The sequence below is a fragment of the Nitrococcus mobilis Nb-231 genome, from assembly GCF_000153205.1.
Classification (GTDB): Bacteria; Pseudomonadota; Gammaproteobacteria; order Nitrococcales; family Nitrococcaceae; genus Nitrococcus; species Nitrococcus mobilis.
Genome location: NZ_CH672427.1, coordinates 3189495 through 3210681, shown reverse-complemented (window position 1 = coordinate 3210681; position 21187 = coordinate 3189495). Strand labels below are relative to the sequence as shown.

Sequence of the window (21187 nt, the reverse complement as noted above, 5' to 3'; positions counted from 1 at the left end):
ATATCCACTTACTGTCACGGCTCTACCCGAATCAAGATGATTTGAACCCGAGTCCGTTCACTGTGTTCGACCGCTTTTTTCGGCATTGCCGACGCTTGAATGTGGACGGGTTAACGCCAAATTCCTTATAAAAAGCAGCAGCGAAATGACTGGCATTGGTGTAGCCTAACTCGACGGCTACCCTGAGAACCGGCTGGCCCTCGGTGTCGAGGCGGCGGCGTGCCTCATGCATGCGTTCGCGCTGAAAAAGACCATAAACGCTATTGTTAAAAAGCCGGCGAAAACCCCGCTTCAGTCTGATCACAGTCAGATTCGAGGCCCTGGCCAGCTCATCGATGGTGGGCGCCTGACTGAGGTTTCGCAACAACAATTCCCGAGCCCGAATCAGCTTTTCCCGATCCGGAAGCGACAGATCGCAGGCGCATTGGGAATTGGATTCAAGCGTTTCCAACAACAGACTGACGAATACCAGACTGTTGCCGAAAAGCCACAATCGCTTCCGGTTGCTGGCATCCTCGGGGCACAGGTCGGAAACCCGCAATGCCTTGCTGAGTGCGTGAGCGGTGGCTCTCAACTCCGCGTTGCTACACAGACAATGGGCAAAACAACGCCCCAAACTGATCGAACGTTCCAACAGAACACTCAGCTCCCCAACCCACTGAGAGAGCACCTCCGGACACATCATCACGGTGACGCTTTCGAACTCCCCATGCTGGCGGAACCCACCGGATCGGCCCGGATTGTAATTGATACAACCGTCCCCCTCGTGAACCGTATGGACGTGCTCCGGATCACTGTCATCGAACCAACTCTGGAATCCCCCCCGCAAGGAATAAGAGAAATGGATTCTCCCACTATCGTCACAGACATTCATGGTCACCGGATTCTCGAACTGGCCCTGCCAAACCAGTAGTTCCACCCCGTCCTGCAATGATGTTCGCAACAATCGGCAGTTTGACGATGGCTCCAGATCGATGATCGAAGTGTTGGAAAGCAATGCGATCGCGGACAGTTCCCTCCGCGCCAAGGTGGATTGATTTATGGACATGCGAGAAATCTCCATTGCAATGAACCTCCGCTTCATGAATACACAAATGAACCGATCCGGGTATAAAAACAGCTGATTCGGGCGGAACAACAAATGAAAAAATTTACCTTGTATAAAGCGTTTCCTAACCTCTGTCGACCTCGAAGCCTTGCCGTTCAGTAAGGCTTCTTTTTTGGGAATCCACTTCATGGCGAAACCAACCGGCTTGGTCATCGAGGACCTGGCGAAGACCTACGGTAACGGCGTGCGCGCCTTGGATGGCGTGACGCTGCATGTGGCACCCGGAATGTACGGCCTGCTGGGTCCCAATGGGGCTGGCAAAAGCACCTTGATGCGGACTCTCGCCACGCTACAGGTCCCGGACCGCGGACGCTTCTCTCTCGATGGCGAGGACGTGCTCGCACGCCCGGATCATCTGCGTCAGCGACTCGGCTACCTGCCACAGCAACTCGGCGCTTATCCGGGAATCCCGGCTCGAAACCTGCTGGAACGATTCGCCTGGCTGAAAGGCCGGCATCAACGCTTGGAGCGTCGCAATGAGGTGGAGGTGCTACTTGATAAGGTCAATTTGAGAGATAGGGCCCATCAAGCGGTGTCCACCTTTTCCGGAGGCATGCTGCGCCGCTTTGGTATTGCTCTGGCACTGATCGGCGCACCACGCCTGTTGATCGTGGATGAACCCACCGCTGGCCTGGACCCCGCCGAGCGCAATCATTTTCATCGCGTTCTGGCCGAAGCCGCAACGAACACCATCGTGCTGCTTTCCACCCATATCGTCGAGGACGTGGAAAATCTTTGCGACCGCCTGGCGATACTAGCCGGCGGCAAACTGCTCGTCGAGGGCACACCGGCGTCGCTGGCCGCCCCCTATCAAGGGTCGATTTGGGAAGCCGCGCTCGAACGGGGTGACGCGATTCCAGACACTGCCCTTCGCGTCCTGCCCCACCCTCGCGGTGCTCGCGTGATATGCCACAGCGAACAGGCGCCGGATGATCGCTTCGCTCCCCGCCCCCCGCGACTCGAGGATGTCTACTACCTGGCACTGGAGCGCACGGGAGCGACAGCGTGAAAGCCTTGCTTTTGATCCTTTACGAAGCCGGCCATGAACTGCGCGCGGGACTGCGAAGCGGGATCGTCACCTTGGTCCTACTCGGCCTGCCGCTCTATCTGCTGATGTCCCTCACCAACGCAGAATACATGGAAAAAATGGCGGCCACGGACATTCCCCGCAATGCTCCGAGCCTGATCTATCTGATGAGCACCGGTTGCATGTTCTTTTTGTTTTTTGCCTGGGCGTGGGTGTTCGCGCAAGCGCTGCTCCGGGACCGTCAGGCCAGTCTGCATGAGATCGTGCTGTCCGCACCCATCTCTCTGCGTTCACTGCTGTTCGGACGTTTTCTAGGTGCCGCGATGGTCGGCACGCTGCTGGGCGGTTCGGTGATAGTCGGCTTCCTGTGCGCTCCGCTGCTGTCCTGGCTGGACCTGGTGCCGACCGGCACCATCACCGCCCCCGCTTGGCAAGCTTTGTGGTTCAGTTGGTTGTGGTTGGTCGTACCGAGCGCTTTCGGCATCGGCGCGCTGTACTTCATGATCACTTTGCGCACGCGCAGCATGGCCGGTGCATTCGGGTTGTCCGCGGTTTTGATGCTGCTGTGGATGATCGCCGTCGTGGTACTGGAGGGGGGAGACATTAATCCCTTCCTGGCGGCTGTCCTGGACCCATCCCTGTTCACCCTCACTCATGCTCAAGTGGAAAGTTGGACACCCGAACAGAAGAGTCAGGCTCTGCTGCCGATAAGCCGCGAATTTTTGCTGAACCGAGGGCTCTGGTGCGCTCTCCCGATCACAGGGCTGGCATGGTTGGTGACCCGGGTGCGCCGCGAGACACTGATATTCGAACGCACCGAGCGTCCCTCCCGGCACGCCGCCAGAATGCCGGAGCTGGTGTGCCCGGAAACCCATCCCGGGCCGGCGCAGACTCCCCGATGGTGGAATGCGACCGCCACCGAGACCCACTGGCGGCTGCGGCAAACACTACGGACACGCGCCACTTTGATCGGCGCTGCCCTGCTGGTGGGCGTAGGCGTAATGGCCGCGTTCGTTCATGTGATATGGCACGCGGAAGGCCCCTTTCAGCCCCACCCGGATCGGTTATTGCCGCTGCTGATGACTACCATCTACCTGGTCACCGCCTTCCTGGTGGCCGCCATTGCCGGTTTGATATCGCGGCAAGACGATGTGGAAGGCTTAAAGGACATCCTCGACGCCGCTCCCGCCCCAGCTTTCGTGCGTCTGTTCGCCCTCACCCTAACCCTGGTGCTGATCACCCTGATCCTGGCCTTGCTGCCAGGCGTGGCCGGGCTGATCGTGACGGCGCTGGTCACTCCCGAGAGCCTGGCCCTGGGAACCACCCTCATCTACCAAACCCTGGTAATGGCCCCGGCCCTGCTGGAACTCGCCATGTTGGCGCTGCTGGTTCATGCCCTGATTCGGCGCCCCGGCCTCGCCTATGCCGCTTCCATGCTGGTGACCTTTACCCTGGTCCTCAACAACGAACTGGCATTAGTGCACTACCCGCCGTACAAATTCGGGATTCCCGTGCAAATCCACTTTTCCGCACTGACCGGATGGGAGCCCTGGCGGGCCTACTTGCTAGCCATGGACGGCTACAAACTGGGGGTGGCCGCGCTGTTCGTGGCCCTTGCCGGCCTGGTGCTGCCGCGCGGAAAACTCGGCCGCCTGCGGGAAGTCAGGATGCGAGTCCCCGGCCCGATCGGTGGCTTGGGGTTGATCGCCCTTCTCGGGGTCATAGCCACCGGCGCCCTGCTGCACCAAAATTTGGTGACCGATGGAGCCTATCGCTCCGCCGAACAGGAACAGCGGGATCAAGTCGGTTGGGAGCGGAGCACAGCGCGCACCAGCGGTGATTTCACGGCGGGCGGCGGCGAACTGATCCTAGACCTCGACACCCTGACTCGGGAAGTGCAGGGCCATTGGCGAATCAATGACGTCCATGCTGATACGGGTGTGTTACACGCCGAGTTGCCACCGGGTTTCTCTCTCACCTCGGTGCAGGTGAACGATCAGCCAGCCAGCGCCACCGCGGCCCATGACCATCTGATTCTGCCTCTAGGCAGCTGCGCCGACCACGGCTGCCAGGTCGAGCTGGACTGGACGCTGTCTCTCTCCGGCTGGCCCACCAACGACCATCTCCCTGTGCTGGGCGGCAATCAGGTGTGGCTGCGCGCCGACTGGGTGGTCCCCCGGCTAGGCATCGACCCCGACCGTGCCGTGCGTGCTCCTGCGGAGAGGACACGCTATGACTTGACCTCTGAATTCATCCCGCCGTCGGCCTCCGCCGCCGTCCCCACCCAAGGCGTCGCGCCCTTCGGACAATGGCGATGGCAGTTGAACGTCCGGCGCGCGGACCAGATATGGTCCGAGCAGGGACAGACCCGGGGGACTCTGGGCTTCAGCCTATTCCTGCCCGACGGCGCCTACACACTGAAACGCGATGACCTGAATGTGACCAGCGACCCGAGTCGGGCCGATGTGGCGAAAGGCGTGGCTGACGACGTCCGCTTGATGCAAGCCTGCGTTTCTCGGCGCCTGGGTACCAGTATCGAAATCAATGATGTGGTGCAGTGGCCCCGCGGGCTGGGAGGCACTCGCCTTGCTCAGGACGTGCTGCAACTGAGCGAGGCCCCGAATTGGGATGTAGCGGACAAAGGCACCGGGCGCTGGCTGCGTCAGGCTCATATCGCCGAGGCCATGGCACGCCATTACCTGACCAGCGCCAGCGATCTGCGCCGCGGCCATGGCTCGGCGTGGCTCAGCTGGGGTGTTGCTGGGGCTGTCGGGCTATTATGCGTGGGCGATGAAAACGGCATCAAAGCCCTGCGAGCCGTTATTCAGCGGCGCGCGGAAACCGCTACTCAGAGCCTCGTTAACAGCAGCATCCCGGTGTCTTCCCTGGAGAACGCGCCGACCACCGGCTGGGCGCGCCAGTATGCTCCTCTTGCGGCCTTGAGCTGGACCGTTCGCCAAACCTCGTCTGATTTGAACAGCCTGCTCGCCGACATTCGACACCGGCAGGATCTGGCGGCCGCCCTGACCGCTCGCCTAGGCGCGAAACCGGCAAGCCGACTACTCGGGCCGCCCCTCAGCTTTAGTCCCAAGGGTGAGCGCTGGCGCTGGCAGGACGGCGGCTGGCAACCCCTGCCTTCACCGGCGGACTATCACCGCCTGGTGCGACGGGAGGGGCGGATCATTTCCGTCTCCGGGGATACTGAAAAAAACCCCGGCGTTTTACTCGACAACTGGCCCGCCTATCCCCGGTTTGCGCAACACAGCGAATCACACGATAAGCCATGGCTCGGAGATACGAATGTCGAGTGAAAGAAGACCCGATCCATGAGGCGTTTTGGTCAGGCCAGGACAGACGCGATGTTTTCGCTCTGATTCGCCGTCTCGCCGTGCTCGCTCCGACTCACGCCGAGCAGAGCAAGCCGGACTCCCGACGCGAGCTCTCACACTTCTGACTATCCCAGTCTCACCGTTCCCCACCCGGAACGGCAAGGCCCTATAACGCAGTCCCGATGATATTTCGGCGGCAATCGCCCGACTCAAAAGTGACGCAATAGCGTCAAAATTGGAGCCCTTCGATGACTAGGTCATTGAGCCCTTCCCAGTCAAGCGTGGTTCTAGTTCTTACTCTACTGCTGCCGCCGCCGCTGTCGTCTGCCGGTACAGAAGGCGAGCCCGATGAAGCGGCACCTCCCCACCAAATGGAGAGCATCAAGGTCACCGCCCGCCGCGGTGAGGAGCAGGCGAAGGACGTGCCATTCAGTATCAGCGTGATCGACGGTGATACTTTGGACGCGAAGGGAGACCCGGACCTGGAAACCGCTGTGCGTGACACTACCGGCGTGAACGTCAGCTCCTCAGGGCCCTACGATGCCAATGTGTTGATTCGGGGAGTAGGATCGCTTAATCAGATCAGCCAGGAAGACGGCTCCGTGGTCCTCAACGTTGACGGCGTGGCGATGTCCGCCCGCCAACTCTCATTGGCCACTCTGGATATGGAGCGCGTGGAGGTCCTCAAGGGCCCCCAGGGCACCCAGTTCGGCCGCAACAGCGAAGCCGGTGCCATTAACGTGATCAGTCGTAAGCCCACCCCCTACCTCGAAGGCTATCTTCGAGGGCGGTACGGGCAATTCAGGCAGTACGGGCTTCAAGGGCAGTCCCAGCAATATCGCCTTGAAGGCGCCTTGAGCGGCCCGATCACCGAAAGTCTCAGCGCTCGCTTCGCCCTTCGTCAAAGCCAAGAGGATCACTGGGTGGAGAACGTAAATGACGGCGAGCCGATTTCCGAACCCCGTTTGCTCTCCTACCGCGGCAGCTTGCTCTGGAATGCCGGCGAGAACACCACCGCCCTTTTGATCGCCGAACGACAGCGCATCCGGAGCGGTGCCGCCGTGCAAGCGCTGCATCCCTTCGGAAATCCGACCGAGATCGATATCACACCGGGTCTCTTCGACGATAATCGCAATACAGTGGAACGTTACTCCGCGAACATTCACCACGATTTCGCAACAAGCCGTCTCACCTCCATCACCGCTTTGCTGAGAACGGATGCGCTTCTGGTCACAGGCTTCGGACGGCGAATCAACGAGGCGCTGTTCGGCATGCCAATGGAGTTCATGAGAGAGGACGACTTCGGACAACGGGTAGTCAGCGAGGAGCTGCGCTGGTCCTCCCTGCCCGGCGCATCGAACTTCTGGGTGATCGGTTTGTATACGTCCCGCTCCAAGCGCGATTTCGATTCCGTAGTCGAAACCACCGGTACCCAACAGAACCGGGATTTTGAAACCCGCAGCTCCGCGCTCTACGGAGAAGCCACCTATCCGCTCACCGACACCCTTGACTGGACCTTCGGGGTGCGCCACACGTGGGACCGGAAAACCTATGAGGCGGACTATTTCAACGGCGCTTGGCAGCACGATGACCGCCGTCTCGACGACGACTACACTACCGGACGGACCGGTCTGTCCTTCGCTCTCACTCCGACTCTGAACCTCTACGGCACGCTGGCACGAGGTTATAAATCCGGCCTGTTCAGTGACTACACCACCCAAGTCGAGGACAGCAAACCGACCGAAGCTGCCGTCGTGGACAACGTGGAAGTCGGCTTCAAGCTGGAAACCTCCCAGCGAAAATACGCCCTCAACGGCGCCGCCTTCCTCAGCCGCGTCAAGGATGACCACCTGCTGGGCTTTGACGCAGCCACCCAGGCCATCAGAGCCATCAACGCCGATACCCGAAGCTGGGGCGCGGAACTGCAAGGGACAGCGAACCTGAACCGGCATCTGGCGCTATCCGGGTCGGTGAGTTACATCAACGCGCAAATTACCAGTGATGCCATCGGCGTGCAGGGCGGCGATGTCCGCTCCGGAAACCGCGTTCCCAATGCGGCTCGCTGGAGCGGCGATCTGGCTCTCAGCTACCAGCGCAACCTCCCCGAGATGCTAGGGTTGGAATTGCCGATGCTGAAAGCCCGCTTGGGTTACCACCACGTCGGCGCCCGGCCCGCTGATCCACAGAATCATTTCAACCTGGATCATTACGACCTGGTGGATATCCGGGTGGCATTGCTGACCGGCAGCACCGAACTCTACCTCTATGGCAACAATCTTCTCGACGAACGCTATGACCTGTCCGGCTATCAGCTCGCCCCCGGAGTGAGAACCGGAGCACCGCATCGCGGACGCGCCTTAGGCGTGGGAGCGAGTTACTATTTTTAGAGCGTACTATGAACTTCTTATCGGAGGCGGTTCCGTGCCTAAGCCTCATGAACGCGTCCGCGCCACAACGCCGGCACGGCCCACCCGAGATTTTCAATGTCCTGCACTGGCTCGTGCGGGGGGATGCGCCGCAGCGACTGCTGCCCAACGCTTTTCGACCTGGGGGATGGTCTACCAACAAAGCCGCCCTTGGGTGAAGTAGGGCTGCTTCGAGGCCATGGTTTCGGAGACCTGGGCGCGATAATCCGCGTGGCACAAAGAAGCCGGAACCAACCCAGCGCCCTAGTGGAGAGAGCTCGCACGCTGCAATCCAGATGCCAGCGCGGACCGCGCGCCGGCCACGTTGGCTATACGCGTCGACGCGGCCGCAGGGTGCATGTGGCAGTATTAACCCAGCAATAAAATAAAAGTGCATTCAATTAAGGATGTCGTCAATTTGGGTGGATAGTTGGTGATGAGAACGATGCTCGCCATTTTGCCGATACCACGCTGGAACAAATGCGCGGCCAAGCGGCATTTCACCATCGAGGTGCTCATTCGCTTTTTGCGCCGACTCATCGAGGAAACCGGTGCCAAGGTCTTTCTCATCGTCGACAACCTGCGCATGCATCACGCCCACAAAGTTCGTGAGTGGGTGGCTAGCCACTGTGATCGCATTGAGCTCTTCTACCTGTCGGCCTACTCCCCGGAACTCAATCCCAATGAGTATCTCGACGACGATCGCATGGACGGCGTTGGTCGAATACCGGCGGCGCCGCAACAGCGGCGAGCTTGAAACCCAGGCTTGTGCACACATGCGGATGCTGCGAAGACGCCCGGCCCGCGGCCAGGCTTATTTCAAGTACCCCAAGATCCGCTACGCGGCTTGGCCTAAGAACCCATATTTATTTGCGGCTTATATTTACGAGAGGAAAAAAATGGAGAAAATACAAGTAGCAATGGATAAAGTAGCTATTGGGTTTTCAATTATTTGCGCAGTTCATTGTGTTTTGGTTCCAATAGCAATGGTCATTTTGCCTGCATTAGCCGCAACACCGCTTAGAGATGAAGCATTTCATCAAAAAATATTAATAGCAGTTTTGCCGGCAAGCATTATTGCACTAGCAATAGGATGTCGAAAACATAAAAATTGGCGAGTGGGAACATCAGGGTTTATAGGCTTAGCTACTCTTATCACTACTGCATTTTTAGGGCACGACTTATTAGGTGAAAACGGCGAAAAAATAGCGACGTTAATTGGTGCGGCAATGATCGCTTTTGGTCATATTCAAAACCATAGATTGTGTTGCAAATACAACTGTCATAGCTAGTCGGTCCTTATATGGACCCCCTTTGACGTGCAAGATACGTGGTGTGGATACCAGTTCACGGTCCGACTGCATCCTTATATGCGGCCTCTCTATGAGCGCTTATCCTGCTCCCCTTGAAAGCCAAGCCACGGTTTAGCCCGACTTTGACACCTCCACGTACAGATTCTCTTGAGTGGCGTGCGCTGAGGCGTGGAATTTCAGGGCGTTAGGTAGCCGAGCCGCACGTACAACCCGCGAAATTACACGTACATGGATTAGTGTATAGTGCGGTGGTGTAGCTGTGATTGGCTTATTATCGCGTACATCTATCTGCGTGAAACTCGCCAAAAGCGCGCCGACGGCTCGACGCTCACGCACCTTCAGCTCGCCGAGAGTGTCTGGGACCCTATCAAGCGCCAATCCAAGATCCGCGTGGTGTTCAACTGCGGGCGGGCCGATGATCCGGCGGTTGCCGAGCGCCTGCGCCGGCTGGCGCGCAGCATCCTGCGCCGCTGCGCGCCTGAGGAGATCGTCGCCGAGCAGCCCGATTGGCGCCTAGTCGAGGCCTGGCCCTACGGCGATGTGTATGTCCTTGAGCAGCTCTGGCAGCGTCTGGGCATCGCCGGGACCGAGACGCTTGAGCTCCACCACCTCTATCGGGCGATGGACTTCCTCGAGGTGAACAAGGAGGCCATCGAGCAGGCGATCTACTTCCGGGTGGCCGACCTGCTCAACGCCGATGTGGAGCCCATCTTCTATGACACCACCTCGCTGCACTTCGAGATCGACGAAGCGGATGCCGGCGCCGGCGAAGCAAACACGGTGCGAGGCAGCCTGCCCGCTGGCGCCAAACGCTACCCAGCCCCGAGACAGCGGGGCCACTCGAAGAACGGGCGCAGCGATGCCCCGCAGATCGTGGTCGGGCTCGCCGTAACGCGTGAGGGTCTGCCGGTGCATCGGGGTGGCGAAGTCGACCGGCAGGTGGTCAGCCGGCCGGGGCGCTATCGGCCGGTGGCTGAGAACCTTCAGGTCAAAGAGGTCACGGTCGGTAACGGTGAGCGTCGGCAACGCTACGTAATGTGCTACAACCCGCAAGAGGCCGAACGCCAGCGCCGCCACCGTGGGGAGGTGCTATGCGAGCTCGAAGCGGAGATCGAGAGCCTGCGAGATCCGTGCACGCCCGGCCATAGCAAGCGGGTCTGCGCCTTACGTGCGAGCCGCCGCTATGGGCGCTACCTGCGCCTGTCCAAGGCGGGCCAGCCCGTTATCGATGCGACCCGAGTCAAAGCTGCCGAGCGGCTCGATGGCAAGTTCGTCGTCCACAGCAATGATGATACTTTGTCCGCCGAGGACGTGGCTCTGGGCTACAAGCAGCTCCAATGCGTCGAGGAGGCTTGGCGGAGACTCAAGAGCGGCCTGCGCATGCGCCCGGTCTACCACTGGGCGGTCCACCGCATCCACGCTCAGGTGGCGTTGACAGTGCTGGCGTTGCGGCTCGAGCGAGCCGCGGAGCTGGCCTGCGCGGATACCTGGCGCAATATCCGCGCTGATCTCACGCCACGGCATGCGGTTCAGCTCCACCACAGATGAACGCGATCTGTCTCATCTTGGTGCACCCATCGCTGCAGCGCACCACGCAACCTCCCCATCAGTCCGCTTCGTCCCTGCTCTTTTATAAAAAATTCTTCATAAAACAGCCGATTGATCGGTATACCCGATATTGGCACACATGCTGCATACAGGGTAAGCAAATGGCAAACCCAAGTTGGAGATCCGGGTCATGGGTAAAGAGCGGCTGGTATTGGTAGGTAACGGTATGGCTGGCATGAAGGTCATCGAAGAACTGCTTGCCATCGCCCCCGACCGATACGACATCACTGTTTTCGGTGCCGAGCCTTACGGCAATTACAACCGTATCCTACTCTCCCCGGTGCTGGCCGGCGATCAGACAGTGGACGACATCATATTGAACCGCGTGGAATGGTATGCGGAAAATGGCCTTACGCTGCATAGCGGTTGCGAGGTCATCGAGATCGACCGCTTCCACCGTCGGGTGATCGCCGCCGACGGTACGTCGGCGCCCTACGATCGGTTGCTGCTGGCTACCGGCTCTAATCCCTTCATCATCCCGGTGCCGGGCAACGACCTACCCGGAGTACTGACTTATCGCGACATCCATGATGTGGAAGCCATGCTCGCCGCCAGCCGCCGCCAGAAAGAGGCGGTGGTCATCGGCGGGGGGTTGTTGGGGCTGGAGGCGGCCTATGGGCTGATGAAACAGGGCATGACGGTCACTGTGGTTCATCTGGAAGAGACCCTGATGGAGCGCCAGCTAGACCGACCAGCCGGGGAGTTGCTCAAGCATTCCCTGGAGGCACGCGGCATGCGGTTTTTGATGAAGGCCCAAACCGCCGAGATTGTAGGCGATGGTCGGGTGCAAGCGGTGCGCTTTGCCAACGGCTCGGAGGTCCCCGCGGATCTAGTGGTCATGGCCGTGGGCATTCGCCCCAACACGGCGCTGGCGCAAAGGGCGGGCCTCTATTGCGAGCGCGGGGTGGTCGTCTCGGATACCCTGCAGACTTTTGATCCGCGCATCTATGCCGTGGGCGAGTGCGTGCAGCATCGCGGCCAGTGTTACGGTCTGGTTGCCCCTCTCTTTGAACAAGCCAAGGTTTGCGCCAACCAGCTTGCCGAACTGGGCTATCGTTACTATGAGGGTTCAGTGACTTCCACCAAGCTCAAAGTCACCGGTGTGGAACTGTTCTCGGCCGGCCATTTCCAGGGCGGGGGGGAGTGTGAAGAACTGTTGCTGCAGGACTCGAGCGCCGGGGTCTATAAGAAGCTGGTGATCAGGGACGCGCAGATCGTCGGGGCGGTGATGTACGGCGATACCGCCGATGGTGCCTGGTATTTCCAGATGATGCGCGACGCAACCCCCATCAACGATATCCGCAGCACACTGCTGTTCGGCCAGGCCAATCTGGGCGACTCCGGCCACGGTGGCGTACGGCAAACGGCGGATCTGCCGGATTCCGCTCAGATCTGCGACTGCAACGGAGTCTGCAAAGGCACAATCGTGGAGGCCATTGTCAGCAAAGGCCTGTTCACTCTGGAGGACGTGCGCGCCCACACCAAGGCATCGGCTTCCTGCGGCTCCTGTACCGGGTTGGTGCAGCAGATCCTCCAAAATACCGTTGGCAACTACGCCACCCCTGCCATCACCCCGCTGTGCCGATGCACCGATCACAGCCACGACCAGGTGCGCGAGACTATCCGCCGACACCACCTGACCAGCCTGGAGGCGGTTTTCGCCTTCATGGAGTGGAAGACCCCGGATGGCTGTGAGAAATGCCGACCGGCCATTAATTATTACTTGATCGTCACTTGGCCGGGCGAGGCAATCGACGATGCCCAGGCCCGCTTCGTCAACGAGCGCATGCATGCCAATATCCAAAAAGACGGCAGTTACTCGGTAGTGCCGCGGATGTGGGGCGGGGTGACGAACCCTGCCGAACTGCGGGCCATCGCCGATGTAGCAGAACGCTATCAGATACCCACAGTAAAGGTCACCGGCGGCCAGCGCATCGACCTGCTGGGGGTGAAGAAAGAAGATTTACCTAAGGTCTGGGGTGATCTCTCCAAAGCCGGTTTCGTTTCCGGACACGCCTACGGCAAGGCGCTGCGCACGGTCAAGACCTGCGTGGGCACGGAATGGTGCCGATTCGGAGTGCAGGACTCCACCCGGCTGGGCATCGAGCTGGAGACGATGTGTTGGGGCACCTGGACGCCGCACAAGGTGAAGATGGCCGTCTCCGGCTGCCCCAGAAACTGCGCCGAAGCCACCATCAAGGATCTGGGGGTCGTGGCCATCGACTCCGGCTGGGAGATCCATGTAGGTGGCAACGGCGGGATGAAGGTGCGCGCCACCGAAGTACTGTGCCGGGTGGAGAGCGCCACAGCGGTGAAGGAATACGCCGCCGCCTATCTGCAGCTCTACCGTGAGGAGGCGCGTTATCTGGAGCGCACCGCACACTGGATCGAGCGGGTGGGGCTGAGCTATGTGAAACAGCGCCTGGTCGACGACGCGGCCGGGCGCAAGAGCCTGGCCGAACGTTTCCATGCCTCCCAGCGCCAAGCCCAGGAGGATCCCTGGGCGAAGTATGCCGACAAATGCCATGCCGATAAATTCCAAACCTTACAGGAGGTGAGCTGATGGACCGCCCGACAACGAATTGGATCGCCGTGGGCAAACCCGATGACATCCCCGTGCTAGGCGCTCGGGTGGTGAAGACGGCCCGAGGCCCGATTGCGCTGTTCAAAACCCGAACGGGGGAGATTTTCGCCTTGCTGGATCGCTGCCCGCACAAAAACGGACCGCTCTCCGAGGGCATGGTGCATGGCACAACCGTCACCTGCCCCCTGCACGGTTTGAACATCCACTTAGATAACGGCAAGGCAGTGGCTCCGGATAAAGGCTGTGTGCCACGTTTTCCGGTCAAGCTCGAGGATGGCCGCATTTGGCTCGGGCTGACAGCCCTGCGGCAAGCCGATTCATCTGCCCCATATACGCACTCATCCGAAGGAGACGAGGGGGAACGGCCACGGCTGGCCAAGCTCGAAAAATGAGTACCGCCGGCAAAATCTGCCTTATCGCCACCAAGGACGACGAGTCTGAGCCTTGCTGATCGCCCACCCCGAGCGGACGTCGGTGGTCGTCAGAGTCTGCACCTCGTTGATTTTCGCCTGCGAAACCGGCGCCTTGTGCGGTTTGCGCGTCTTAATCCCGGCACAGCCCTCGATGCCGGCCTGAATAAACCACTCGTGCCAGCGTTGGATCGCTCACCCCAACCCGGCGCAAAATCGCACTGCTGAGCAGAGCCTCGGCTCTCAGGAGAACCCTCTGCGCCCGCTGCACCTGCTTCTTGTGCAGCGTGCTGCCGGGGCGAATCGAGCGTTGCAATTCGGCACGCTCGGCTTCGTTCAAAGTAATCTCTATGCTCATGCACGAAGAGAGCACAAAACTAACGATATGTTCCAAACGGTGCACTAGCGGCAGATTTTATTGCACCATGTGCCACTTACTGCGAATCGAGTACTGCGCTGTGCCATATCATATGCTGACACCCAGCAATGGATGAGAGTCAGCCAGCCGGATCGTCCGAAATAGATATGGCATGATCCCGTCGGGTAGAACGGTCCGGCGGAACCGGACCGAACCCCCACAGAACCGGACGTGCGGGACTACCGCATCCGGCTCCTCGGTGCAGAATGTTAACTGCGCGATTGTTGCGCTATCCGCTGGATTTTCGTTGACACGTTGTCGAGTTCCTGGGCACTCAGGTTGCACTCCAACGGTTGTTCTTTACCGGCTTCCGCTTCCCTCCACGGGGTCTGCCAGGGCAGCATTCCCCCGCTTCTACGGTACTATCAAAAGCTCCGACAACTGACGCCCATCCTTACGGACTTCGGTTTTCCCTCGTCCGTGCGTACCACCGTTGACATCTGTCGTTCGCTTCGCCGTCACCGATGTCCCTGACGGGATCTGGGGTTTTCTTTCTCGGCTTCCCCTTCGCCGTTGCTCGGTGGAAACGTCAGTCTCTCCCAGGCTCCTGGGGAACCCCGGTGTGCTCATGCCCCGCTCTCCGACCCCGCCGGGACTTCGCCACCTTGCCAGCGCGGTGGTTCCGTGCTGCCTTGCGTCGCCATTAAGACGTCGGCTCCCGAGTTGCGTGTTTCGAGGCTCAATCACACGGCCTGTTCACTCGCTGTCTACGCTTCGTGACGGGGGTCGCCACATCGCCACCCAAGACTCGCTTCCGGCTGATGGGCAGTCTTTGCCGGGTGGGTTACTCCCACCGGGTTCCATCGCATAATTTCACAATCACATCTCATGGCTGATTCCAGATACCCAGACTTTCCCTCGCGCACAACGGCACTTATTTAAACAAATAATTTCTATTATATCAATTGATTACAAATTGGAGACTCAAAAAACGACGCGAAACGATTTCAATGACTTGTGATGAGGGCAAATCGCCAATTGCCGGCTTGGATCGGTTTCGACAATGCGTTTGCGCCGTCCTTGTTTAGGTTCCCACTAAGGCGGTTGTTGAAATAGCCACATATCGATCTGCCATAATTTTACGTAGCAACAATACGTTATGGGGTATCCTGGCGTAGCTCTTTCAACGCATTCCTTAGTACACTTTATTTTCAGTGAGTTACGTCTTAATTAAGTGCCATTTTGGCATGATTCTTAATGCTCTTTCACCGATATGGCTGAAGTAAATTTAAGAGGAATTCTGTGGAGAAGGGTCTATTATGCGTGCTATGTGTGGGCAGCCGATTTCCACACCCACCCGACGAGGTTCGGTCGAACAATCCGAGGGATCTCATGAGTGAGCAGGGCAGAGCAGGCGGCACCTTCTTCCCCGACTTGATGGCTTCAATCGTGGTCTTCTGCGTGGCGCTTCCACTGTGTATGGGTATCGCCATTGCATCCGGAGTTCCGCCAGGCCTGGGCTTGATCACCGGTATAATCGGCGGAATCGTTGTCGGAGCGCTGGCGGGCCAGCCGCTACAGGTGGGTGGCCCTGCTGCGGGGCTGACGGTACTGATTTGGGATATCGTCCAGCGGCACGGTCTCGAAATGCTAGGTGTCGTGGTGCTTGCCGCCGGGCTCATCCAGGCGGCCGCCGCCATGCTGCGACTCGCCCCCTGGTTCCGCGCTGTCTCGCCCGCAGTCATCCAGGGCATGCTTTCAGGCATCGGCGTACTGATCTTCGCCAGCCAGTTCCATGTGCTGATGAACAAGGAACCGCAGGGCAGTGGGATCATAAACCTGATCTCGATTCCCGAGGCCGTCCACACGGGAATCTTTCCTATGGACGCCACTGCCCTAGCGGCGATGCTGGGCCTAGTAACCCTACTGACGCTAATAGCGTGGAACAAACTCCGGCCAAAATGGTTGCGAGCGATTCCGGGCCCGCTGGTTGGAGTGATCGTGGCGAGCGTCATAGCAGCGATCGTGGGGCTGGACGTTCATTACGTGGAGGTGCCTAAGAACCTTATCCACAACATGAACATCCCGGCCCCCGGTGACTTTGCACGCTTGACCGAACCGCTTGTCTTCGGCGACGCCATGGCCGTCGCCCTGGTGGCCAGCGCCGAGACGCTTTTGTGTTCGGCCGCCGTCGACCGGATGCAAAACCGCATTCGGACCAAATACAACCAAGAGCTCCTGGCGCAAGGCATAGGCAACACGCTGGCGGGGGTAGTCGGTGCGCTGCCGATGACCGGCGTCATCGTGCGCAGCACCGTCAATATCGAGGCCGGCGCGCGGACTCGCCTCTCGCCAATTCTGCATGGTGTGTGGTTGCTGGGTCTCGTTGTGGCGCTTCCGCAGGTACTCGAGCTCATTCCGCGTTCGGCGCTAGCTGCCATCCTCATCTACACGGGGTACCGATTGCTCAACATATCCGCCCTACGGCGTATGTGGAACCTGGACCGCGTGGAGTTCGGTATCTGCATCGTGACGCTAAGCGTAATCGTGCTCACCGATCTGCTGACCGGTATCATCACGGGCGTGGTGCTCTCGTTCATCAAGCTCGTACGCACGCTTAGCTACCTGGAGATCGACGTCACTCTGACGGGTGAACGGCGCTACGAGGTGGACCTGCATGGTGCAGCGACCTTCGTGCGCTTGCCGGAACTCGCGGAGACAATCGAGCGGCTACCCAACGACGCGGAGATTCACCTGCACGTCGGGGGCCTGGTGCACGTCGACCGGGCCTGCCTCGAATGGCTGCAAAACCACGAAAGCTCCCACGCTTCGCGTGGCGGCAAACTGGTCGTCGACTGGAATGAGTTCGCACGGCGGAACGGAGGAAAGCCGCTTTGGGCGATAATCGGACGGGGCAAGCTCCCATAATCCTGTAATCCTGCTTCGAAAGCGGAGGAGGAAGGGAAACTGAAGCTGATCCCCATGATTTGGGCAGTAACTGGACCGGATAAGCGCCTCCCTCATGATGGCGGAGCCGGGTGGCGAGAAGACCTGAGACGAAAGGAAACCGCCCCGAGTTTATCGGAGGCTCGCGGATTTTGAGTTATGCCGTCATGGCGGGCTGACTTAGCTGTGCGAAACCGGTGCCTTGCCCGGTCTACGCGTCTTATCCCGGTGCAGCCCCTAGATGCCGGTCGGCATAAACCGCGCGCGCCAGCCTCAGACTCCCCCAACTCGGCGCACAATCGCGCTGCTGGGCCAGAGCCTCGGCACTCAGGAGAATCCTCTGCGCCTGCTTCTTGTGCGGCGTGCTGACGCGGCGAATTCAGCGCTGTAATTCGGCACACAGTCCTTTTCAATCCAGAGATAAGCCTGAACGATGGTAGTAAGTGAGCTGGTTCAGGCGGCCAGGTTTCGGAACTTATTGATAAAATGGAACAGTTCAGCTCCTGGCCTGGCTGAGGCCGCAGGCGGCTTCATTGTCGCTGATAGCGTGAGCAGTTGCATCGAGTTACTCGAAGGTGAGGCCGGCTTTGAGGTAGTAGAGGCATGGGGGAGTGATTTGAGCTTATCGTAGGGGTCATCATCATCCGATTGTAGTGGTGGTGCTTGCGGATACGGCCTTTGGCTTCGATTTTCTCGGTGGGAAAGAAGCAAGGCCGGTGGAAATTGAGGCCGGGCTCGAGGTGGTAATTAGCCGGCGGCGCGGCGCAGTCGCTGGCCGTAACCAGCAATTTTCACTCATCACGCGCCAAGCGCATGTCGATCTCCCTATCAACGTACGTCCACTCTTGCGACGCGCGCAGTTCGGCGACCAATTCGTCAAAGGCAGCGGAGTCGGACGGTGCATATTCAAACCAAGTAAGAAAATCGAACGGCTCGGCGTCGCCGCCGAGGTCGCGGCAATGGTGGAGGCGGCGAGCGACCGCAGGCAGGTACTTCAGCCCCGTTTTAATGTGGTTGGAGCTTTCCTCCAGGATCATTCGGCGTTCGTCCTGGGCTAGGTTCCACCACGATGCGGTTTTTCGAATGGGAATGAAGGCTGCGCAGGTAGCTTGGCGACGGCCTAAAACCGGTTGTTTAGCCGTGAGCTGAGCCCGTTCCGAACGGGTGACGTAGCGTTCATTGCTGGTCACCCCGCGGAGGAGCCATTGGGCATCGTCAGGTAGCAGAGGAACCGCTGCGTTGACCACGTTCAATCGCTTAACCTCGGCAAGACCCTCTCCGGCGACGGTTTTGGTTTCGATCACACGCCAAGAACCGATCTCACCGCCTACAAAAGCAAAAAGTCGAGCATTCATCGCTGTTTTCTCTTCTCGGCGTGGCTACTCGGGCCGGACAGTATAACTTTCGCGCGGCTCTCGGTGCGATCAAGGTACTTCCAGGACGGATGAGCGCCCTACGCTCGGCTCGGCTGCTTCACGCCCGTGAAAGGTAGTCGTCCGTGTACACGTGCTCGCGACGCGGACCATAACCGAACAGCCGGGCGGGGAGATGGCGTACCGTGCGGAACCGCAGCAGCCAACGCAAAATCGCGGGCATTTCCAGCGGACGCCCGGATCGCACCAGCGCGCGAGATTACGCGTTTCTGGATCTGCAGCTGCGCCGCCAGGATGAGTCGGGTCGGCGGCAGGCGCCGATCCTGTACCGCGCGTAGCGATCTCTCCGTGATCGGGCGCTGCTCGCGCAGCAGCGGCACCAGCGTATTGGCCGTCACGATCGCATCCTGAATCGCCAGATTGATGCCGACACCACCGATGGGCGACATCGCGTGCGCGGCATCACCGATCAGCAGCAGGCCGGGCCGATACCAGCGTTCAAGGCGATCGAGGCGCACCTCCAGTGTCTTGACGTCATTCCACGACGCTGGAGTATCGGTGCGCTCGGCGATAAACGGCGCCAGCTTCGCTATGGTGCCGCGCCACTCATCGATCGGTTGCGCGCGCAGCGCATCGGCGCCGCCCTTGGGTATCAAATAAGCAGCCTGCCAATAGTCGGTGCGGTTGAGCAGCACCATCATCTGCCCTGTTCCGATGATGCCGAAGGTGTCTTGCGGATCGCTGTCCTTGCGCGACAGACAAACCACAGCACGTCCATCGGCGCACCGTAATCCCGCACACGCAGCCCAGCGGCAGCGCGCACCGCCGAATCCCGACCATCGCAGCCGATCACCAAATCGGCCCGGATCGCCACCTCGCCCTGCGGCGCGCGCACGCGCACCCCGACAACGCGGTCGTCCTCCTCAACAAGCCCTGAAGTGGATTCAAAATTGGCGCTTTTATTGCATTTGTATCGTTGAAGAGCGGAGCATCCGTTCTTTTCTGACTAAGGCGTTTTAGGGAGCATACCAATGAGCATTACCAAGCGCGTTGTCTTGGTGCTGACGATCGGACTGCTGACCGTGGTCCCGGTAACGTACGCGCAGGATGGCGCTAACCTCTCCCAGCAGAAGCTGGAGCAATATACCCAAGCTCAGAATAAGGTCGCGGGCATCAGCCAGGAATACCGTGAGCGCCTGGGTGAAGTTCAGGACCGGGAGAAGGCCACGGAATTACGGAACCAAGCCCGCCAAGAGATGGCGCAGGCGGTTATCGCTACCGGCCTGACGGTGCCCGAATACAATCGAATCACGCAAGCGGCGCAGAACGATCCCAAGCTCCGCGAGCGTCTCCTCAAGCACCAATAGAGCCCCCGCTTGCGCCGCTGGGTGCTATAGGCTGAGAGAAAGCTTGGCCTTCGCCACCCAGCGGCGTCGTAGCCTCCTGACGACAGCCAGGAATGCGGCGCACGGCGGCTTACATTATTGTGATAACCACCATAAGCGCATACACGGCTCCCAGCGCGACACCTTCGAAGCCGATGCCCAGCGGCCCGCGCCGTTCGCGTCGCAGCAAGCCGCCGAGTACGATCAAGGTCATTAGCAGGCTGGTAAGGGTCACAAAAAGATCATCTCGATCCGCAGCATGATAGAGCGAGCCGCCACGATAGGCGACATCGCCTACTGCGAGATTCAGCACGTCGAAAGCATTGCCGCCCAACACGCCGCCTACGGCGAGCGTCAACGCGCCGGTTCGCACCGCTGCAACGGCGGTTACGGTCTCGGGTATGGCATTGACGGCCCCCATTAAAAAGGCACCGACGAAGCTTGCATCCAAATCCAGCTGTTGTACGAGCGAGATAGCCGCTCGCGCGATAGCCCAACCGCCTGCGGATACGGCTAATCCGGACAGTGCGAAATCCGCCCACAGTCCCGCGGTGCTGCGATTGGAAAGCGCTTCCGGCCGATCCGCCACAGTTTGGTCCGTCTGCTTGGCATGCCATTGCGGATCACTGTGCGTGGCCCGAACTTGATGCAGGCCGAAAACATAAACGGCCACGAGCACCAAGGAGGCGATATTGACCTGAAAGAGGGTGACCGGTGGTGCGAAGCTCGCCAGCAAGGCGATGCACAAAAGCCAGCCAAGCACGACTGCGAAAACCGCATTCGGTAGTGAGGCCGCGGCGTGCTCCAGATTCGCCCGTCGATAAGCAATATCCGCGATACCAAGCGCAAGGATCTGCGCGGCAACGCCGCCAACGGCATTGCTGTAAGCGAGCGAAGCTTGGCCATTGCCGGCGGCGGTTGCCGTCATGACAATTCCGGACAGCGAAATGATGCCCCCAAAGAAAATCGAACCGAATACGGCCTCACCAAACCCTGTCCGGTCCGCAAGTTCGTTGCCGGCTTGCGACAGTCGAATGCCAAGCCCGATCGTGAGCAGTGCCCCGCCCACGAAGACGGCAATGCTCACGGGTAACGACCATAACGTCGTCTCGTTCATGCCCCTCCAAATCTTACGCCCGAAAGCACGGGAGACAGCAAACTTCGCCCGCGCTGACCGATTCCGAGCGAAGACGTTGTCGGCCGGCCGGCCGTTCATTTTTCTCGGCTACCGGCAGGAGGTTGCACCCAAATCCAATCTCATGGCCCGGATCGAATGGTGCCGATTAAAAGCTCACTGGCAACCGGGCAAACCGGCCTCAGCTGTGTGCTTGTTTGAATCCG

At 59.6% G+C, this 21187-nt stretch carries 18 protein-coding genes; 12 read left to right on the top strand and 6 right to left on the bottom strand.

The features are described from left to right. Positions 1 to 31: 31 nt before the first annotated feature. Entirely contained in the window at positions 32 to 1261 is a 1230-nt protein-coding gene (locus tag NB231_RS14610; protein ID WP_198007310.1) for a helix-turn-helix domain-containing protein, read from the bottom strand. Here NB231_RS14610 and NB231_RS14605 point away from each other — a divergent pair. From NB231_RS14605 to nirD, 10 genes are all read left to right on the top strand, one after another. Beyond that, positions 1236 to 2117, top strand: a complete 882-nt coding sequence (locus tag NB231_RS14605) for an ABC transporter ATP-binding protein (protein ID WP_005004339.1) — start codon at positions 1236 to 1238, stop codon at positions 2115 to 2117. The two genes, NB231_RS14610 and NB231_RS14605, sit on opposite strands and share 26 nt — an antisense overlap. Then, entirely contained in the window at positions 2114 to 5446 is a 3333-nt protein-coding gene (locus NB231_RS14600) for an ABC transporter permease (RefSeq protein WP_005004337.1), read from the top strand. Before NB231_RS14605 ends, NB231_RS14600 begins: the two co-directional genes overlap by 4 nt. After that, positions 5419 to 5589, top strand: a complete 171-nt coding sequence (locus tag NB231_RS18810) for a hypothetical protein (protein ID WP_156777038.1) — start codon at positions 5419 to 5421, stop codon at positions 5587 to 5589. The genes NB231_RS14600 and NB231_RS18810 overlap by 28 nt, the downstream gene beginning before the upstream one ends. 246 nt (positions 5590 to 5835) lie before the next feature. Beyond that, positions 5836 to 7851 (top strand): TonB-dependent receptor, encoded by a 2016-nt coding sequence (locus NB231_RS14595; protein WP_005004335.1) that lies wholly within the window; start codon positions 5836 to 5838, stop codon positions 7849 to 7851. 47 nt (positions 7852 to 7898) lie between these two features. After that, positions 7899 to 8048 carry a hypothetical protein gene (locus tag NB231_RS19885; RefSeq protein ID WP_232210488.1) on the top strand — a complete coding sequence of 50 codons (150 nt, stop codon included), beginning with the start codon at positions 7899 to 7901 and terminating at the stop codon, positions 8046 to 8048. Between the two features lie 257 nt (positions 8049 to 8305). Continuing rightward, positions 8306 to 8626, top strand: coding sequence for a transposase (locus NB231_RS14590; protein WP_084766352.1), 321 nt, complete (start codon positions 8306 to 8308; stop codon positions 8624 to 8626). Between the two features lie 142 nt (positions 8627 to 8768). Next, the gene (locus tag NB231_RS18035; protein ID WP_005004332.1) at positions 8769 to 9161 is read left to right on the top strand and encodes a MerC domain-containing protein; all 393 of its coding nucleotides are present in this window, start codon (positions 8769 to 8771) and stop codon (positions 9159 to 9161) included. Between the two features lie 264 nt (positions 9162 to 9425). Continuing rightward, positions 9426 to 10730, top strand: a complete 1305-nt coding sequence (locus tag NB231_RS19880) for an IS1634 family transposase (RefSeq protein WP_005004330.1) — start codon at positions 9426 to 9428, stop codon at positions 10728 to 10730. Positions 10731 to 10920: 190 nt separating this feature from the next. Then, a complete protein-coding gene (gene nirB, locus NB231_RS14580; RefSeq protein WP_040662500.1) occupies positions 10921 to 13353 on the top strand; it encodes a nitrite reductase large subunit NirB in 2433 nt (810 codons plus the stop codon). Next, a complete protein-coding gene (gene nirD, locus NB231_RS14575; protein WP_005004323.1) occupies positions 13353 to 13766 on the top strand; it encodes a nitrite reductase small subunit NirD in 414 nt (137 codons plus the stop codon). The genes nirB and nirD overlap by 1 nt, the downstream gene beginning before the upstream one ends. A 151-nt stretch (positions 13767 to 13917) precedes the next feature. Here nirD and NB231_RS14570 read toward each other — a convergent pair whose 3' ends face one another. Then, the gene (locus tag NB231_RS14570) at positions 13918 to 14142 is read right to left on the bottom strand and encodes a hypothetical protein (RefSeq protein ID WP_005004322.1); all 225 of its coding nucleotides are present in this window, start codon (positions 14140 to 14142) and stop codon (positions 13918 to 13920) included. 1392 nt (positions 14143 to 15534) lie between these two features. Here NB231_RS14570 and NB231_RS14565 point away from each other — a divergent pair. Next, on the top strand, positions 15535 to 17070 hold the full coding sequence (locus NB231_RS14565) for a SulP family inorganic anion transporter (protein ID WP_005004320.1): 1536 nt from the start codon (positions 15535 to 15537) through the stop codon (positions 17068 to 17070). A gap of 809 nt (positions 17071 to 17879) precedes the next feature. Here NB231_RS14565 and NB231_RS14555 read toward each other — a convergent pair. The 3 genes from NB231_RS14555 to NB231_RS20385 form a co-directional block, all read right to left on the bottom strand. Beyond that, the gene (locus NB231_RS14555; protein ID WP_005004312.1) at positions 17880 to 18443 is read right to left on the bottom strand and encodes a chlorite dismutase family protein; all 564 of its coding nucleotides are present in this window, start codon (positions 18441 to 18443) and stop codon (positions 17880 to 17882) included. A 98-nt stretch (positions 18444 to 18541) separates the two neighbouring features. Further along, positions 18542 to 19228, bottom strand: a complete 687-nt coding sequence (locus NB231_RS14550; protein WP_232210487.1) for an FAD-dependent monooxygenase — start codon at positions 19226 to 19228, stop codon at positions 18542 to 18544. Further along, positions 19159 to 19335, bottom strand: a complete 177-nt coding sequence (locus NB231_RS20385) for an FAD-dependent monooxygenase (RefSeq protein ID WP_408634410.1) — start codon at positions 19333 to 19335, stop codon at positions 19159 to 19161. The genes NB231_RS14550 and NB231_RS20385 overlap by 70 nt, the downstream gene beginning before the upstream one ends. A gap of 157 nt (positions 19336 to 19492) precedes the next feature. Between NB231_RS20385 and NB231_RS14545 the strand changes: the two genes are divergently transcribed. Continuing rightward, on the top strand, positions 19493 to 19828 hold the full coding sequence (locus NB231_RS14545) for a DUF4168 domain-containing protein (RefSeq protein ID WP_005004306.1): 336 nt from the start codon (positions 19493 to 19495) through the stop codon (positions 19826 to 19828). Positions 19829 to 19937: 109 nt separating this feature from the next. Here the strand turns inward: NB231_RS14545 and NB231_RS14540 are convergent, their stop codons facing one another. Further along, entirely contained in the window at positions 19938 to 21062 is a 1125-nt protein-coding gene (locus NB231_RS14540; protein ID WP_232210486.1) for a sodium:calcium antiporter, read from the bottom strand. Positions 21063 to 21187: the final 125 nt, after the last annotated feature.

Coding starts and splice junctions, on each gene's coding strand:
- NB231_RS19885 (WP_232210488.1), top strand. CDS start 7,899: ATGAACGCGTCCGCGCCACAACGCCGGCACGGCCCACCCGAGATTTTC.
- NB231_RS14590 (WP_084766352.1), top strand. CDS start 8,306: ATGAGAACGATGCTCGCCATTTTGCCGATACCACGCTGGAACAAATGC.
- NB231_RS18035 (WP_005004332.1), top strand. CDS start 8,769: ATGGAGAAAATACAAGTAGCAATGGATAAAGTAGCTATTGGGTTTTCA.
- NB231_RS14540 (WP_232210486.1), bottom strand. CDS start 21,062: ATGAACGGCCGGCCGGCCGACAACGTCTTCGCTCGGAATCGGTCAGCG.
- nirB (WP_040662500.1), top strand. CDS start 10,921: ATGGGTAAAGAGCGGCTGGTATTGGTAGGTAACGGTATGGCTGGCATG.
- NB231_RS14605 (WP_005004339.1), top strand. CDS start 1,236: ATGGCGAAACCAACCGGCTTGGTCATCGAGGACCTGGCGAAGACCTAC.
- NB231_RS14545 (WP_005004306.1), top strand. CDS start 19,493: ATGAGCATTACCAAGCGCGTTGTCTTGGTGCTGACGATCGGACTGCTG.
- NB231_RS14610 (WP_198007310.1), bottom strand. CDS start 1,261: ATGACCAAGCCGGTTGGTTTCGCCATGAAGTGGATTCCCAAAAAAGAA.
- NB231_RS14565 (WP_005004320.1), top strand. CDS start 15,535: ATGAGTGAGCAGGGCAGAGCAGGCGGCACCTTCTTCCCCGACTTGATG.
- NB231_RS14555 (WP_005004312.1), bottom strand. CDS start 18,443: ATGAATGCTCGACTTTTTGCTTTTGTAGGCGGTGAGATCGGTTCTTGG.
- NB231_RS14570 (WP_005004322.1), bottom strand. CDS start 14,142: ATGAGCATAGAGATTACTTTGAACGAAGCCGAGCGTGCCGAATTGCAA.
- nirD (WP_005004323.1), top strand. CDS start 13,353: ATGGACCGCCCGACAACGAATTGGATCGCCGTGGGCAAACCCGATGAC.
- NB231_RS14595 (WP_005004335.1), top strand. CDS start 5,836: ATGGAGAGCATCAAGGTCACCGCCCGCCGCGGTGAGGAGCAGGCGAAG.
- NB231_RS18810 (WP_156777038.1), top strand. CDS start 5,419: ATGGCTCGGAGATACGAATGTCGAGTGAAAGAAGACCCGATCCATGAG.